The following is a 13,275-nucleotide window of genomic DNA, read 5'->3' on the forward strand; positions in this document are numbered from 1 at the left end:
TCAGCCGCGGATGATCTTGTCCGCCGCGTGTTCCGCCGCCACCGGCCGCGTCTCGCCCGTGGCGACCAGCGTGCGCGTCGCCTCGATGGAGGCATAGGTCCAGAAGATGCGCATCTGCTGCGTGGCGGATGCGTTGCGGAAGAAGTGCGGGACGCCGGCCTTGATCCAGGTGGTGTCGCCGGCGCCCAGCCGATGCTCCACCCCGTCCAGCACGGCGATCGCCTCGCCTTCCAGCACCATCACGCTCTCTTCGCAGTTGTGGTAGTGCTGGCCGATGGCGGCGCCTGGGTCGAAGATGGTGATGCCGTTCAGCAGCTCGCGCGATCCGGTCGCGGGCGTGACCAGCGGGATGGTGCGCGCGCCGCCGCCGCGATCGGCCATCGGGCGCTCGCTGGGGCGCAGCACTGCGGAGGTCGCCATGACGTCGTCTCTCCCGGTCTATTCGGCGCGGATGTTGGCGGCGCGGACCAGCGCGCCCATCGCGGCGTGGTCGCGCGCCAGCGCGGCGCCGAACTGCTCCGGCGTGTTGCCGACCACCTCGTAGGCCAGGCCCTCCAGCCGGTCGCGCACCGCCGGCATCGCCACCGCCTCGCGCAGCGCGGCGTTCAGCCGCGCGATGGCGGGCGCGGGCGTGCCGGCGGGCGCGAGGAAGGCGCCCCAGGTGAAGAAGCTGAAGTTGGGCAGGCCGGATTCCGCCACGGTCGGCACGTTCGGCAGCGAGGCCACGCGCTGCGGCCCCGCGGTGGCCAGGATGCGCACGCGCCCGGCCTCGGCGAAGGCGACGGGCGTGGGCAGGCCGAAGAAGCCCACCGGGCATTCGCCGGCAGCCACCGCGTTCAGCGCCGGCGTCGCGCCGCGATAGCTGACATGGTTCATCTGCACGCCGGCCGCCTGCAGGAACATCTCCATCGCGACATGCTGCGGGCTGCCCGGCCCGCCGGAGGCGTAGTCGATCTGCCCGGGCCGCGCGCGCGCCGCGGCGATCAGCCCCGCCACGTCCTGCGCGGCGAATCCGGCATGCGCCGTCAGCGCCCAGCGGATGCGCGCCACCTGGCCCACCGGCGCGAAATCGCGCAGCGGATCGTAGCCGGCCTGCGCGTTCATGTTGGGCAGCATGGTCATGACAGCGTCGTTCACCGCCATCAGCGTGTAGCCGTCCGCCATCGCGCGCGCGCCGTTGCGCATGCCGATCATGCCCGACGCGCCGGTCTGGTTCTCGATCACCAGGCGCTGGCCCAGCGTCTCGCCCATGCGCTCGGCGACGATGCGCACCATCACGTCCACCGCGCTGCCGGCGGCGAGCGGCATGATCACGCGGATGGGGCGGCTGGGATAGGCGTCCTGCGCGAGCGCCGGTGCGGCGAGCAGTCCCATCGGCAGCGTCAGCACGCGACGGCGCAGCATGTCGTTCCTCCCGACTACGCGCCGGACCGGGCGCGGCTTCTTGCTTTATGACGACATATGACATATTCGGACGGCCATGGAAGTCAAGCTGGCCCGGTCGAACGGGCGGGCATCGAAGGGGCAGGAGACGCAGCGGCAGGGCAGGGCGGCAGGGCCGCGGCTGCGCCCGCTGCGCGGTGGCCGCGCCGTGCCGCTTTGGCTCCAGCTCAAGCATGCGCTGCGCGACCTGGCGAGCTTCGACCTGCGCCCGGGCGACCGCATCCCGACGGAGGCCGAGCTCGGCGCGCATTACGGCCTCTCGCGCATCACCGTCCGCCAGGCCGTGACATCGCTGGTGGAGGAAGGGCTTCTGCACCGCCACCAGGGGCGCGGCACCTTCGTGCGCGCGCGCCGTCCGGACGCGCCGCTCTCCGATCCCGGCCATTTCCTCGCCACCGCTTTCGACCGCGATCCCGACGCCGACATCCGCCTGCACGCGGCGGAGACGGTGCCCTGCCCGGACTGGGTGGCGGAACGCCTCGGCATCGTCGCCGGCGCGCCGGTGCACAAGCTGCGGCGCCTGCTGCATCGCGCCGGCGCCCCGGTCGCCATCCGCACGAGCTTCGTCCCCGCCGCGCTGGCGCCCGACCTGCTGAGCGCGCCGCTCGACGAGCCGACGCATCTGCTCCTGGAGCGCGTCTTCGGCCTGCCCGCGCAGGAAGCGCAGGAGCGGCTGGAGGTGATCGGCGCCGATGCCTGGCGCGCCGGCCTGCTCGGCGTGCCGGAGCACGCGCCGCTGGTGCTGACCGAGCGCGTCGCGCTGGACGCCGCCGGGCGCGGCCTGGAATGCGCACGCACCTACTACCGCGCCGACGCCTTCTCCTTCACGCGCACGCTGCGCCGCGGCGAGCTGCGCAGCATCCGCCCGCGCGGCTGAACTCCCGGGAACCTACGCCATGACCGTCATCGACGCGCATACCCACATCCTGACCGAGGCGATGATCGCCGCCATTGCGAAGGAGGTCCCGTCCTGCGCGCCGAAGCTGACGCGCGTGGACGACGACAGCGCCATCCTCGAGATCCTCGACGTCAAGCAGAATCCCTTCCCGCGCGCCGCCTGGGACCTGGAGCGCCGCTTCGCCGACATGAAGGCGCAGCGCGTGGACATGCATGTCGTCTGCAACATCCCGCACACCTTCCTCTACGAGGCCGATCCCGGCGCCGCGGCGACCGTTGCCGAGATCCAGAACGCGGCGATCGGTGCGCTGTGCCGGCAATACCCGGACCGCTTCATGGGCCTCGCCACGGCGGCGATTCAGGACCCTGCCGGCGCCGCGGCGACTCTGGAGCGCGCGGTGACGCAGCACGGGCTGCGCGGCTTGCATCTCGGCTCCAACATCCGCGGCGGCAACCTGGACGATCCCTCGCTGGATGCGGTGTGGGAGGTGGCGAACCGACACCGCCTCTTCGTGCTGGTGCATCCGCACAAGGTCGTAGCGGCGCAGCGCATGCACAGCTACTACCTAACGAACCTGGTGGGTAACCCGCTGGAGACGACGATCGCCGCCGCCTCCCTCATCTTCGGCGGCGTCATCGAGCGCCATCCGGAGATCCGCTTCTGCCTCTCCCACGCCGGCGGCTTCGTGCCCTTCCAGGCCGGGCGCTTCCGCCACGGCTGGAAGGTGCGGAAGGAGCCGAAGGCGCGGCTGAAGGGCGACCCGGCCGAGAGCCTGTCGCGCCTGTTCTACGACAGCATCACCCACGCGCCGGGCGCGCTGCGCTTCCTGCTCTCCGAGGTCGGGCCGGAGCGCGTCGTCTTCGGCAGCGACTACCCCTTCGACATGGGGACCACGCGCGGCGTTGAGGAGATCGAGGAGGCCATCGCCGATGCCGGCGTGCGCCAGGCCATCCTGCACGACAACGCCATGCGCCTGATCGGCGCCAAGGTGGAGGCCTGACGCATGGCCCTTGACGAGAGCGTCGCCGCCACCCTGCCGCGGCACCGCCATGCGGCGATGATCGGCTTCATCGCCGATGTGCTGCAGGCGCACGGGCTGCGCGCGGCCGATGCGCGCCGCGTCGGCGAGCTGATGGTGGAAGCCGACCTGACCGGTGCCGACAGCCACGGCATCTTCCGCCTGCCGCAATACGTCCGGCGCCTGCGCGCCGGCGGCATGAACCCGACACCCGACATCACCGTCTCCCGCCGCGCGCCCGCAGTGGCGCTGGTGGAAGGCGACAACGCCATGGGCCACCTGGTGATGTCGAAGGCCGGCGAGACGGCGGTGGAGATTGCGCGGGAGACAGGCGTCGCCTGGGTCGGCGCGCGACGCTCCAACCACGCCGGCTCCGGCGCGGTGCATGCCTGCCTGCCCCTGCAGGCCGGCATGATCGGCATCTACACCGTGGTGGCCAGCGCCAACCACATGGCGCCCTGGGGCGGCAGCGATTCGCTGCTCGGCACGAACCCCCTCGCCATCGCCATCCCGATGGTGGATGCCGATCCTGTCGTGCTGGACATGGCGACCACCGTCGTCTCCTACGGCACGGTGAAGGGCCATGCGCTGCTCGGCACGCCGATGCCGGAAGGCTGGATGGTGGACAAGCACACCGGCGAGCCGCTGACCGACCCGAAGCGCAGCGCGGACGGCATCCTGCTGCCGATCGGCGGCTACAAGGGCAGCGGGCTGGCGCTGATGCTCGGCCTGCTCGCCGGTCCGCTGAACCGCGCCGCCTTCGGCAAGGACTGCGTGGATTTCAACGCCGACGACCGGACCGTCACCGAGACCGGCCATGTGCTGATCGCCCTCGACGTCGCGCGCTTCCTCGACCCCAAGGAGTTCACGGCGGAGGTCGCGCGGCATCTGGACGACCTGCGCAACTCCACCCGCCTGCCCGGCGTGGACCGCATCCGGCTGCCGGGTGAGATGCGCGCGGCGCGCCGCCGGGACCGCGTGGCCAAGGGCGTGCCGATCCCGGCGCCCCTGATGGCGCAGCTCGACCGGCTCGCCGCGGAGACAGGCGCGGTGCCGCTCGGCCAGCGATAGGCTCCGACGGGCGCCGGCTGCGGCATGCCGGCGCAACGGACGGATGGCGGCGCGGGGCATCGTCGCGGCAGGTTCGGGGCACGCCACAGGAGAGCCCCGTGCCACGCTTCCGCTGCGTTCCCATCCCGACGGCAACCGCACGCCGCTTCCGCGCGACCGGGCGCGACGATCGCGGCCTGGCGCTGCATCGCCGCGCGGTGGACGGCCCGGGCTATCCCTGCCGGCACTGCCTCCGCCTGGGCGAGCCCGGCGAGTCGATGCTGCTGGGCAGCTACGACCTGCCGCGCCCGCAGGGCGTCTACTGGACGCCGAGCCCGATCTTCCTGCATGAGCGCGACTGCCCCCGCTTCGAGGCGGAGGACGAGATTGCGCCCATCGTGCTGGCCAACGGCATCGTCTCCGTCCGGTCCTATGATGCCGACGAGATGTGCCTCTACGACCTCGGCCATGTCTGCGAGGGCGCGCAGGTGGCGGCACCGCTGCTGCGCGCCCTGGGCGATCCGCGCACGCGCTTCGTCAACATCCACACCGCCCGGCCGGGCTGCCTGCTGACGATGGTGGAGCGGCTGTAGCGCCGGTCGGAACCGCGCCGCGCCCGGCCCGTTGCCCTGCTGTGTCGCGATCGGCCAAGACCGGCCGCGAATCGCCGGGCAGCTGGGCATTGTTCATGCACACATCCGCCTTCACCGCGCGGGACGCCGCGCTGGCTTCCGCCATGGTGCTGGCTGGCGCCGCGCTGCAGTCGGCTGCCGATGCGCGGCGCGCCGAGCGGGAGAACCCGCCGCGCGGCCGTTTCGTGCAGGCCGGCGGCGTGCGGCTGCACTATCTCCAGGCCGGGCCGGCCGATGCGCCGCCCGTCGTGCTGCTGCACGGCAATGCGGTGACGGCGGAGGACTTCGTCGCCAGCGGAATCTTCGGCCGCCTCGCGCGGCACCACCGCGTGATCGCCTTCGACCGGCCGGGCTACGGCTACAGCGCGCGGCCGCGCGACCGGCTCTGGACCGCCGAGACGCAGGCCGCCGTGCTGGCCGAGGCGTTTGACCGGCTCGGCGCCAGGCGTTCGGTGGTGGTCGGCCATTCCTGGGGCGCGCTGGTTGCGGTGGCGCTCGGGCTGGATCACCCGGCGGCGGTCTCGGGCCTCGTGCTGCTCGCGGGCTACCACTATCCGACCGCGCGCGCCGACGTGGCGGTCTTCTCGCCGCCGGCGTTGCCGGTGCTCGGCGATGCGCTGCGCTACACGGTCGGGCCGCTGGCCGGGCGGCTGATCGCGCCGGGGATGATCCGCCAGATGTTCGCGCCTCGTCCCGTGCCGCCCGCCTTCACCGCGGCGGTACCGGTGCCGATGATGCTGCGTCCCTGGCAGATCAAGGCAAGCGCCGAGGATGCCGCCTTCATGACGCCGCGCACGGCGCGTGCCGCGCCGCGCTACGGCGAGCTGGCACGGCTGCCCGTGGCGATCCTGGCCGGCGCGGAGGACCGCATCGTGGATGTCGGGCGCCATTCCGTGCGGCTGCATCGGGCCGTGCCGGGCAGCACCCTGCGCATCCTGCCCGGGCTGGGGCACATGCTGCATCATGGCGCGCCCGGAATCGTTACGGCGGCTGTCGAGGGCCTCGGCACGCTGGCGCACGCCGCCTAGCAACCGCTAGTCGGTGCCGCAATCCGGCGCCGCGCGGGCGAGTTCGGGCGCCACCCACAGCTCGCCGGCGCCGGTCTCCTCCCGGTCCGAGCGGCTGCCGCTCAAGTCGACCGTGAAGCACAGGAAGCCGTGCCGCCGCGCATGGGCGCGGAAGGGCGCGTCCAGTGCGGGCATGTAGCCCACCAGCACCGCGCGCACCTGCGCGCGCTCCAGCCAGGCCGGCGCCAGTTCGGGGCTGGTTCCGCGAAGGCGCTCGACCAGCGCGGGCGGGATGCGGTCATTCGTCTGGTAGAAGAACGGCGCGCCGGCCAGCTCGCGATGAATGCCGAAGCCGGCCTCGATCGGGTAGGTGTTCATGACGGTGGCGATGCGCAGCCCCGGCTGCGGCGGCCCCAGAACATCCTGCAGGCGGCCGGCGACGCGGCGCATATGCGGTGCCACCCACAGGCCGCCATGCTCGAGCCACGGCCCACCGCTCGGGTCGCGCAGCGACATCGCCGTCAGGAAGCGCAGATAGGAGATGGGCCCGAGCCGCGGCGCGACGAAGGCCTGGACCAGCGCACCGCCGATCAGCAGGGCGGCCGCGCCGAACAGCCAGGCCCGTCCGTCGCCGAGGCGGGCCGCCCGCGCCCGGCGCCGCATCAGCGCGGTCGCGCTGGCCGCGGCGATGGCGACGAAGGGCACCACGGGCGCCACGTATTGTGCGTGCAGCGGCTTCGGCATGATGAACATCGGTATGCTCGCCAGCACCGTGCCCACGCAGAGCAGGCAGATGCTCCACAGCCGCACTTCCTCCGGGTCCCCGGCGCGATGCCGCGCGAGAAGCGCCACCGCGATGCAGGCGGCGAAGACCAGCGCGAGCAGCAGGTAGGGCAGCGTGGCCAGCACCCGGAACAGGACATAGGCCCGCACCGCCAGGGACCCGATCGCCTCATAGGCTTCCGGCGTTGCGGAACTGGCCCAATGGTGGTGCGTCTGGTGGAACTCCGTCGTCGCGTAGAGGAAGTTCTCCGGGCTCGCCGCGGCCATGGCCAGCATCGGCACCGCCCCCAGCACCCCGCCGGCGACCAGGGGCAGCACGCGCAGCTTCCAGCGTGCGCCCCAGGGCAACTGCGGGTCGAGGATGGCGTGCAGCACGGCCACCGCCGCCACATGCGCGTAGGAGAGCTTGGTGCCCACCGCCGCCGCTAGAAGCAGCCCGGCGCCGAGATGCAGCAGCACGCGTTGCCGACCTGCCTCGGCATCGAGCCAGCAGGCCCGCGCCAGCTGCAGCAGCGCCAGTGTCGCCAGCGCCAGCGGCATCATGTCGTTGCGGGCCACGCGGATCGGCAGCTCCATCAGCCCGACGCCGACCGACGCGGCGCAGATGCCGACCGCAAGCAGGCGCAGCGGCGCCAGCCGCGCCGCCAGGTTGAGCAGGGTGACGAGGAAGATCAGCGACCAGGCGATGTTGAACAGCCGCGCAGCCATGTAGGGCGATTCAACCAGCCATCCCGTCACCGCCTGCCAACCGGCCAGCGCCCAAGGGAAATAGGGCGTCTGGGAGTAGAAGACGTCGGCATAAAGCCGGAGCTCCGGCACCAGATGCGCGGCCGCGATGTACTGGTACTCGTCATGGTTGGTCGGTAGCGACAGCCCGACGGCGATCGCCATGCATGCGAAGCCCGCATGGGCGAGCGGCATCGCGAGCGCTTCGAAGGCGCTTGCCAGCGCGGCGGCCGGCGACCGGTTCGTGGCAGGGCTGAGCGTACGCTGCACGAGGCCCCCTGTTGCAGTCGTGCCGCGCTACATCCGCGGCGTTGCGCCGGATGCAAAGACACCGCTGCGTGTGCACGCCCGCGCGGCCGCGGCTGCCCCACCGCAACGTGATGGCCGGAAAGTGTCTCGTGTCGTGTGCGGGCCGTGCGCCTTTCGTAGCGTCCGGCCCGGCGCCTCAGGCGCCGGGCCTCGTGCGGAGGGGTGGTCGCATGCTTCCTCACTTCGAGCGCGCGGTGATCGCGCTGGCCGAGACGACTGTTCACCGTCGCCTGGCGCATGCGGCCGGGCAGCGTGATCCTTCCGCCGCGGTCGCTCGTTTCCTTCTGGACGTGCAGGCGCGCATGCCGGACTACCTGCGCCTGCCCTTCCGCTTGCTCACCCTGGCCTTCGACGCAGCACCGCTGCCGCTCACCGGCCGTTGCTTCCACCGCCTGTCGCCGGAACGCCGCCTGCAGTGCGTGGACGCCTGGAAAGGCTCGCGCATCGAGGCGCGCCGCCGGCTGATGGAGTTCTACGAGTCCCTCGCCGTCTTCAGCCTGTACTCCAACCTATACGGACAGGACTACGCACCCGCCGCCGTAGCGGCGCAGGACCAGGACCAGGCCAAGGGAGCCGGCGATGCAGCCCTCGCCTGACATCCTCGTCATCGGCTCGGGGCCAGGCGGCGCCGTCACCGCGACCTGTCTTGCCGAAGCCGGCCATGCCGTCCTCATGGTCGAGGAAGGGGCGAACCTGCCGCTCGACTCCGCGCCGCATTTCTCGCGCGAGGAGATCGTGCAGAAATACCGCAACGCCGGGATCGGCGTGGCGTTCGGCAACGCCAAGCTCGCCTTCGCGGAGGGACGCTGCGTCGGCGGCGGCAGCGAGATCAATCGCGGCCTCTACCACCGCACGCCGGCGGACGTGCTCTCCCTCTGGCGCATGGCCTGGCGCGTCGAGGCGCTGGCGCCGGAGGAGCTCACCGCGCATTTCGAGCACTGCGAGACTATCGCGCAGGTTCAGTACCTCCCCGGCCTGGCGCCGGCCTTTTCGCAGCGCCTGCACCAGGGCGCGCAGGGGCTCGGCTGGGCCTCGATGGAGGTGCCGCGCCTCTTCGCCTACGGCCCGAAGTGGAACCTGGGCAATCCCGGGCGCAAGCAGTCCATGACGGAGACCTTCGTGCCGCGCTTCCTGGCCGCGGGCGGCCAACTGCTGGCCGATGCACGGGCCGTCCGGCTGGTGCGCGAGTCCGGGCGCTGGCGCGTGACGGTGGAGCATCGCCCGGCAGCCGGCGCGTACAGGTTGATCGAGATCTCCGTGCCGACGGTCTTCGTGGCCTGCGGCGCGACCGGCACGCCGGCGCTGCTGCGCCGGTCCGGCATCACCCACAACGTCGGCAACCAGCTGCGCTTCCACCCGATGGTGAAGGTGGTCGCGAAGTTCCGCGACGAGGTCAACCTGCCCGGCGAGCTGGAGCCCGTGCACTAGGTCAAGCAGTTCGACCCGCGGTTCAGCATGGGCTGCTCGATGAGCAAGCGGCCGGCGCTGGCCCTGGCGATGGCGCCGCGCCCCTCGCTGCTCGGCGAGGTGGACCGGGACTGGAAGCGCATGGCGATCTACTATGCGCAGAACACAGGCGGCGTCGGCACCGTGCGCCCGCTGCCCGGCTTCCGCGACCCGCTGGTGCGCGCCCGGCAGACGCCGCAGGACCTCGCCGAGTTGGCCGAGGGGCTGAAGCGACTGTGCCAGTGCCTGCTCTCCGCCGGGGCGGAGGTGGTTTATCCCAGCCTGCCTGGCTACGCGCCGGTGCGCTCGCTGGCGGACGTCGCCCGCATGCCCGACGTTCTGCCGGTGGGACGCGCGAGCGTGACGGCGCTGCACCTCTTCTCGTCCTGCCCGATGGGCGAGGAACGCTGGCGCAGCGCCACCGACAGCTTCGGACGCGTGTGGGACGCCGACGGGCTCCACATCGCCGACTGCTCGCTCCTGCCCACCCCGACGGTCGTCAATCCGCAGGGCTCGGTTATGGCAATCGCGCACCGCAACGCGTGCCACTTCCTGGAGCGGGCCGGCCGGGTCCGTGCCGCGACGCGCGCGGATGCGGTCGCGGCAGCGACGGCTGCCTGAACGGAAAGGATTCCACGTCACGATGCGGCATCTCATCACCGGCGGGTCCGGTTTCGTCGGCGACCTGGTCGCGCGCCGCCTGCGCGAACGCGGCGAGCAGGTCCGGATCCTCGACATCTGGGAGGATCCGTCCCGCCCGCGCGACATCGAATACGTCGCCTGCAGCGTCACCAACCGGGATGGTGTGGCGGCGGCGATGCACGGCGTGGACGTGGTGCACCATCACGCCGCGCTGGTGGCGCAGACGGATGCCGGCCGCAACTACTGGGATGTGAACGTGGAAGGCTCCCGCATCGTCGCGGAGGAAGCGGCGAAGGCGGGCGTGCGCGCCTTCATCCACACCAGCACCACTGCCGTCTTCGGCATCCCGCCCGACGGGCCGATCACCAACGCCACGCCGACCCGCCCCGTCGAGCCCTATGGCCGGTCCAAGCTGGCCGGCGAGCACGCTGTGGAGGCGGTCTGCGCGCAGCACGCCATCCCGCTGATCACCATCCGGCCGCGCGCCACGCTGGGCGGCGGCCGGCTCGGCATCTTCCAGGTGCTGTTCGAATGGATCCGGGAGAACCGGAACGTCTACGTGATCGGCAGCGGCAACATCCGCTTCCAGTTTATCCACGCGCTCGACCTGATGGATTTCTACATGCTGGCGCTCGATGCCGGGCGCAGCGGCACCTACAACGTCGGCACCGACGAGTTCGGCACGCTGCGCGGCGAGCTGGAGGCGCTGATCCGCCATGACGGCAGCACCTCCCGCGTGCGCAGCCTGCCGGAGGGGCTGGCGATCAACGCGCTGCGGCTCCTCTACTGGATGCGCGTCTCGCCGCTGGTGCCCTGGCACTACCTCACCTACCACAAGGCCTGCTACTTCGACGTGCAGCCGCTTCTGGCGATGGGCTGGAAGCCGCGCTACTCCAACGAGGCTATGCTGCGCGAGAGCTATGACTGGTTCTGCGCGAACGAGGAGCAGGCACGCCGCCTCGGCAGCGCGTCGCCGCACCGTGCGCCGCTGCGGCAGGGCCTGCTGCGGCTGGTCAAGCGGATGTCGTGACCGCGGCGGCCGGCCGGCCCGCGCCGGACGGCACCGCCGACCAGTCCACCACCTGCCAGCCCCGCTGCGCCGCCAGGCGGCGCATGGCACGTGTCGGATCGACCGCGACCGCCTCCTCGGCGGCGGCCAGCAACGCGGCGTCGCTTTCGTGGTCCGAATAGGCCACGAAGCGTGCGGCGCCTGCCTCCGCCCGCATCGCCAGCGCCGCCTGCACGGCGTCCAGCTTCGCCGGCCCACGGAGGTTTGGGCCGTCCAGCGTGCCGGCGATGCGCCCCTCCGCCGTCCAGGCGACCCGGGTCGCCACTGCGGCATCGAAGCCGAGCGCCGCTGCGATGGGCCGCACATAGACATCGAGGCTGGCCGAGGCCAGCAGCAGCATGTCGCCCGCGCGCCGGTGCTGCGCGACGGCATTCAGCGCGGCCGGCTTGATCTCGCGCTCCACCGCGCGGGCGGCGAAGCGGTCGGCGAGCTGCGTCACCGCCTCCCGGCTGCGGCCGCCGAGCACGGCATCCAGATAGGCCGCCTTCAGCCGGTCGTTGCCGATGCCGCGCAGCAGGTGGCGAGCCGTCAGCCAGGGCAGCCCCGCCAGCCGCAGCGGCCGCGCCGGGCCCAGCCGGCGCAGCGCCTCCGCCAGGAAGGCGAGGTAGAGGTCACGCCGCGTCAGCGTGCCGTCCAGGTCGAAGACCGCGACGCGCATCTATCCGCGGAACCGCAGCAGGTAGGGATCCATCAGGAAGTTGAGGAACGGCAGGTCCACGAAGGTCAGCACGGCGACCGCCACCGACAGCACGCCGACGAAGGCCATGAAGCTGCGTTCCCGGTGCAGCTTCTCGGGCGCCTGTGCAGCCGAATCGGCTCGCAATGCGATGGCGAGGTACCAGGTGAACAGCACGGCGAAGAGCGGCAGGGTCAGCAGGTACTCGATGCGGTACTTCACCAGGAAGACACCAAGAAGGAAGGCCGCGAGCAGCGCATAGAAGAAGGAGGAGAGCAGAAGCTTCTCCTCCGTGTAGAAGCGGAAGGACCGGCGGTAGAGCCCGGCACGGCCAGGGTCGCCGATCCGCCGGTACTCGCTGTAGCGCTTCATCGCCATCAGGAAGGCGCCGCCCATCCAGTAGGCCAGGATGAGCGAGGCCGGCGGCAGGGCATCCGGCAGCACCACGAACCAGCCCATCAGCAGGCGCAGCGGGTTGTTCACGCTCTCCGACAGCACGTCCAGGTAAACGCGGTCCTTGGTGCGCACGGGCGGGACGTTGTAGGCCAGCCCCATCAGCAGCAGCGCCGCGCCGGTCAGCATGAAGGGCGTGCCGAGCAGCTGGGCGATCAGCATGCCCGCAGCCGCCAGCAGCAGGTACTGCAGGGCGACCAGGCGGAACTCCAGCCGTCCCTCGGCGCCGGGGCGGGACTTCTTCAGCGGGTGGTGCCGGTCGTGCTGCGCGTCCAGGTACTCGTTGATGGTGTAGTTGGCGCTGGCGATCAGGCAGAGCGAGGCCAGCGCCGCGGCCACCGCCAGCACCGTGCCGACCCCGAGCTCGCCGCTCAGCGCGATGGCCAGCGCCGCGCCGGGCAGCATGAAAATGTTCTTGATCCAGTGGTCGGGCCGCGCGATGCGCACATAGTCGCTGAAGCGCGGCCCGGCCCCCAGGCCGGTTTCGACGTGGTTCTCGACGGTCACGATGGGTCCCTGCAGACGGTCCTGTCCGCGGGCGGGAACGGCCGGACGGGCGGAAAGGCTCCCTGCCCCCGGTGCCCCAGGGTGCTGAGATGATCGTGAGAGCGGCGGTTGCAGCGCGCCGCGTCACGTACCGCGCGGACTGCGCCGCCGTGCTGCGCGCCACCGGCGAAACAGGCCGCGATCCGCCGCAATGCGCGCCAGGGCCGGGATGGCGGTTGCCTGCGTCCCCGTCTCGCCTAGAATGCCCGCAATGCGGTCCGACGTTCGGACCGCGCACATTCCGGGGTGTGCGGACAGGCATGGGAAGGGGCGGGGCAGGGTGGTCCGGCGGCGCGTCGGCATCGTCGTGAACCCGATCGCGGGCATGGGCGGGCGCGTCGGGCTGAAGGGCACCGACGGCGCCGAAATCCTGCGACGCGCCCGCGAGCTGGGGGCGGAGCCGCTGGCCTCCACCCGCTGCGCCGCCGCCCTGGCGAAGCTCGCCCCGCTCGGCGACCGCATCGAGGTGATTGCCGCCCCCGGCCCGCAGGGTGAGCAGGCGGCCGCCGCGGCGGGGCTGCGCGCCACGATCCTGCCCGATCTGCCGGCGCCGACCGGCACCGGCGCCGACACCGCC

15 protein-coding genes are annotated in these 13,275 nt (G+C 72.1%); 10 read left to right on the top strand and 5 right to left on the bottom strand.

All coding sequences use genetic code 11. From position 1 onward, the window contains the following. On the bottom strand, positions 1 to 420 hold the full coding sequence (locus tag OZN99_RS04035; protein ID WP_270933889.1) for a cupin domain-containing protein: 420 nt from the start codon (positions 418 to 420) through the stop codon (positions 1 to 3). Between the two features lie 18 nt (positions 421 to 438). Continuing rightward, a complete protein-coding gene (locus OZN99_RS04040) occupies positions 439 to 1,404 on the bottom strand; it encodes a Bug family tripartite tricarboxylate transporter substrate binding protein (RefSeq protein WP_270933890.1) in 966 nt (321 codons plus the stop codon). A 187-nt stretch (positions 1,405 to 1,591) separates the two neighbouring features. Here OZN99_RS04040 and OZN99_RS04045 point away from each other — a divergent pair, with 187 nt between their 5' ends. The 5 genes from OZN99_RS04045 to OZN99_RS04065 all read left to right on the top strand — a co-directional run bounded on the left by OZN99_RS04045 (position 1,592) and on the right by OZN99_RS04065 (position 6,069). After that, positions 1,592 to 2,320, top strand: coding sequence for a GntR family transcriptional regulator (locus tag OZN99_RS04045; RefSeq protein ID WP_270933891.1), 729 nt, complete (start codon positions 1,592 to 1,594; stop codon positions 2,318 to 2,320). Between the two features lie 19 nt (positions 2,321 to 2,339). After that, positions 2,340 to 3,341, top strand: a complete 1,002-nt coding sequence (locus OZN99_RS04050; protein WP_270933892.1) for an amidohydrolase family protein — start codon at positions 2,340 to 2,342, stop codon at positions 3,339 to 3,341. Positions 3,342 to 3,344: 3 nt separating this feature from the next. Further along, the gene (locus OZN99_RS04055; protein WP_270933893.1) at positions 3,345 to 4,430 is read left to right on the top strand and encodes an Ldh family oxidoreductase; all 1,086 of its coding nucleotides are present in this window, start codon (positions 3,345 to 3,347) and stop codon (positions 4,428 to 4,430) included. 98 nt (positions 4,431 to 4,528) lie between these two features. Then, entirely contained in the window at positions 4,529 to 5,002 is a 474-nt protein-coding gene (locus tag OZN99_RS04060) for a DUF1203 domain-containing protein (RefSeq protein ID WP_270933894.1), read from the top strand. Positions 5,003 to 5,097: 95 nt separating this feature from the next. Next, positions 5,098 to 6,069, top strand: a complete 972-nt coding sequence (locus tag OZN99_RS04065) for an alpha/beta fold hydrolase (RefSeq protein ID WP_270933895.1) — start codon at positions 5,098 to 5,100, stop codon at positions 6,067 to 6,069. Positions 6,070 to 6,075: 6 nt separating this feature from the next. Here OZN99_RS04065 and OZN99_RS04070 read toward each other — a convergent pair whose 3' ends face one another. Next, a complete protein-coding gene (locus tag OZN99_RS04070; RefSeq protein WP_270933896.1) occupies positions 6,076 to 7,722 on the bottom strand; it encodes a hypothetical protein in 1,647 nt (548 codons plus the stop codon). Positions 7,723 to 8,060: 338 nt separating this feature from the next. Between OZN99_RS04070 and OZN99_RS04075 the strand changes: the two genes are divergently transcribed. Genes OZN99_RS04075 through OZN99_RS04090 form a run of 4 tightly spaced genes read left to right on the top strand, consistent with a single transcriptional unit; the run spans position 8,061 to position 10,984 of the window. Then, a complete protein-coding gene (locus OZN99_RS04075) occupies positions 8,061 to 8,462 on the top strand; it encodes a hypothetical protein (RefSeq protein ID WP_270933897.1) in 402 nt (133 codons plus the stop codon). Next, on the top strand, positions 8,446 to 9,294 hold the full coding sequence (locus OZN99_RS04080; RefSeq protein ID WP_270933898.1) for a GMC family oxidoreductase N-terminal domain-containing protein: 849 nt from the start codon (positions 8,446 to 8,448) through the stop codon (positions 9,292 to 9,294). Before OZN99_RS04075 ends, OZN99_RS04080 begins: the two co-directional genes overlap by 17 nt. 39 nt (positions 9,295 to 9,333) lie before the next feature. Beyond that, positions 9,334 to 9,933, top strand: coding sequence for a GMC family oxidoreductase (locus tag OZN99_RS04085; protein ID WP_270933899.1), 600 nt, complete (start codon positions 9,334 to 9,336; stop codon positions 9,931 to 9,933). 22 nt (positions 9,934 to 9,955) lie between these two features. Beyond that, positions 9,956 to 10,984 (top strand): NAD-dependent epimerase/dehydratase family protein, encoded by a 1,029-nt coding sequence (locus OZN99_RS04090; protein WP_270933900.1) that lies wholly within the window; start codon positions 9,956 to 9,958, stop codon positions 10,982 to 10,984. Here the strand turns inward: OZN99_RS04090 and OZN99_RS04095 are convergent. Both OZN99_RS04095 and OZN99_RS04100 read right to left on the bottom strand, forming a co-directional pair. Beyond that, complete coding sequence (locus tag OZN99_RS04095) at positions 10,968 to 11,681, bottom strand: HAD family hydrolase (RefSeq protein ID WP_270933901.1); 714 nt, start codon at positions 11,679 to 11,681, stop codon at positions 10,968 to 10,970. The genes OZN99_RS04090 and OZN99_RS04095 overlap by 17 nt on opposite strands. Next, a complete protein-coding gene (locus OZN99_RS04100) occupies positions 11,682 to 12,659 on the bottom strand; it encodes a UbiA family prenyltransferase (protein ID WP_270933902.1) in 978 nt (325 codons plus the stop codon). It lies immediately after the preceding gene. 319 nt (positions 12,660 to 12,978) lie between these two features. Here OZN99_RS04100 and OZN99_RS04105 point away from each other — a divergent pair. Next, the coding region (locus tag OZN99_RS04105; RefSeq protein WP_270933903.1) for a hypothetical protein at positions 12,979 to 13,275 on the top strand (297 nt) is incomplete at its 3' end.

The sequence above is a fragment of the Falsiroseomonas oryzae genome, from assembly GCF_027856955.1.
In the GTDB taxonomy this organism is placed as follows: Bacteria; Pseudomonadota; Alphaproteobacteria; order Acetobacterales; family Acetobacteraceae; genus Falsiroseomonas; species Falsiroseomonas oryzae.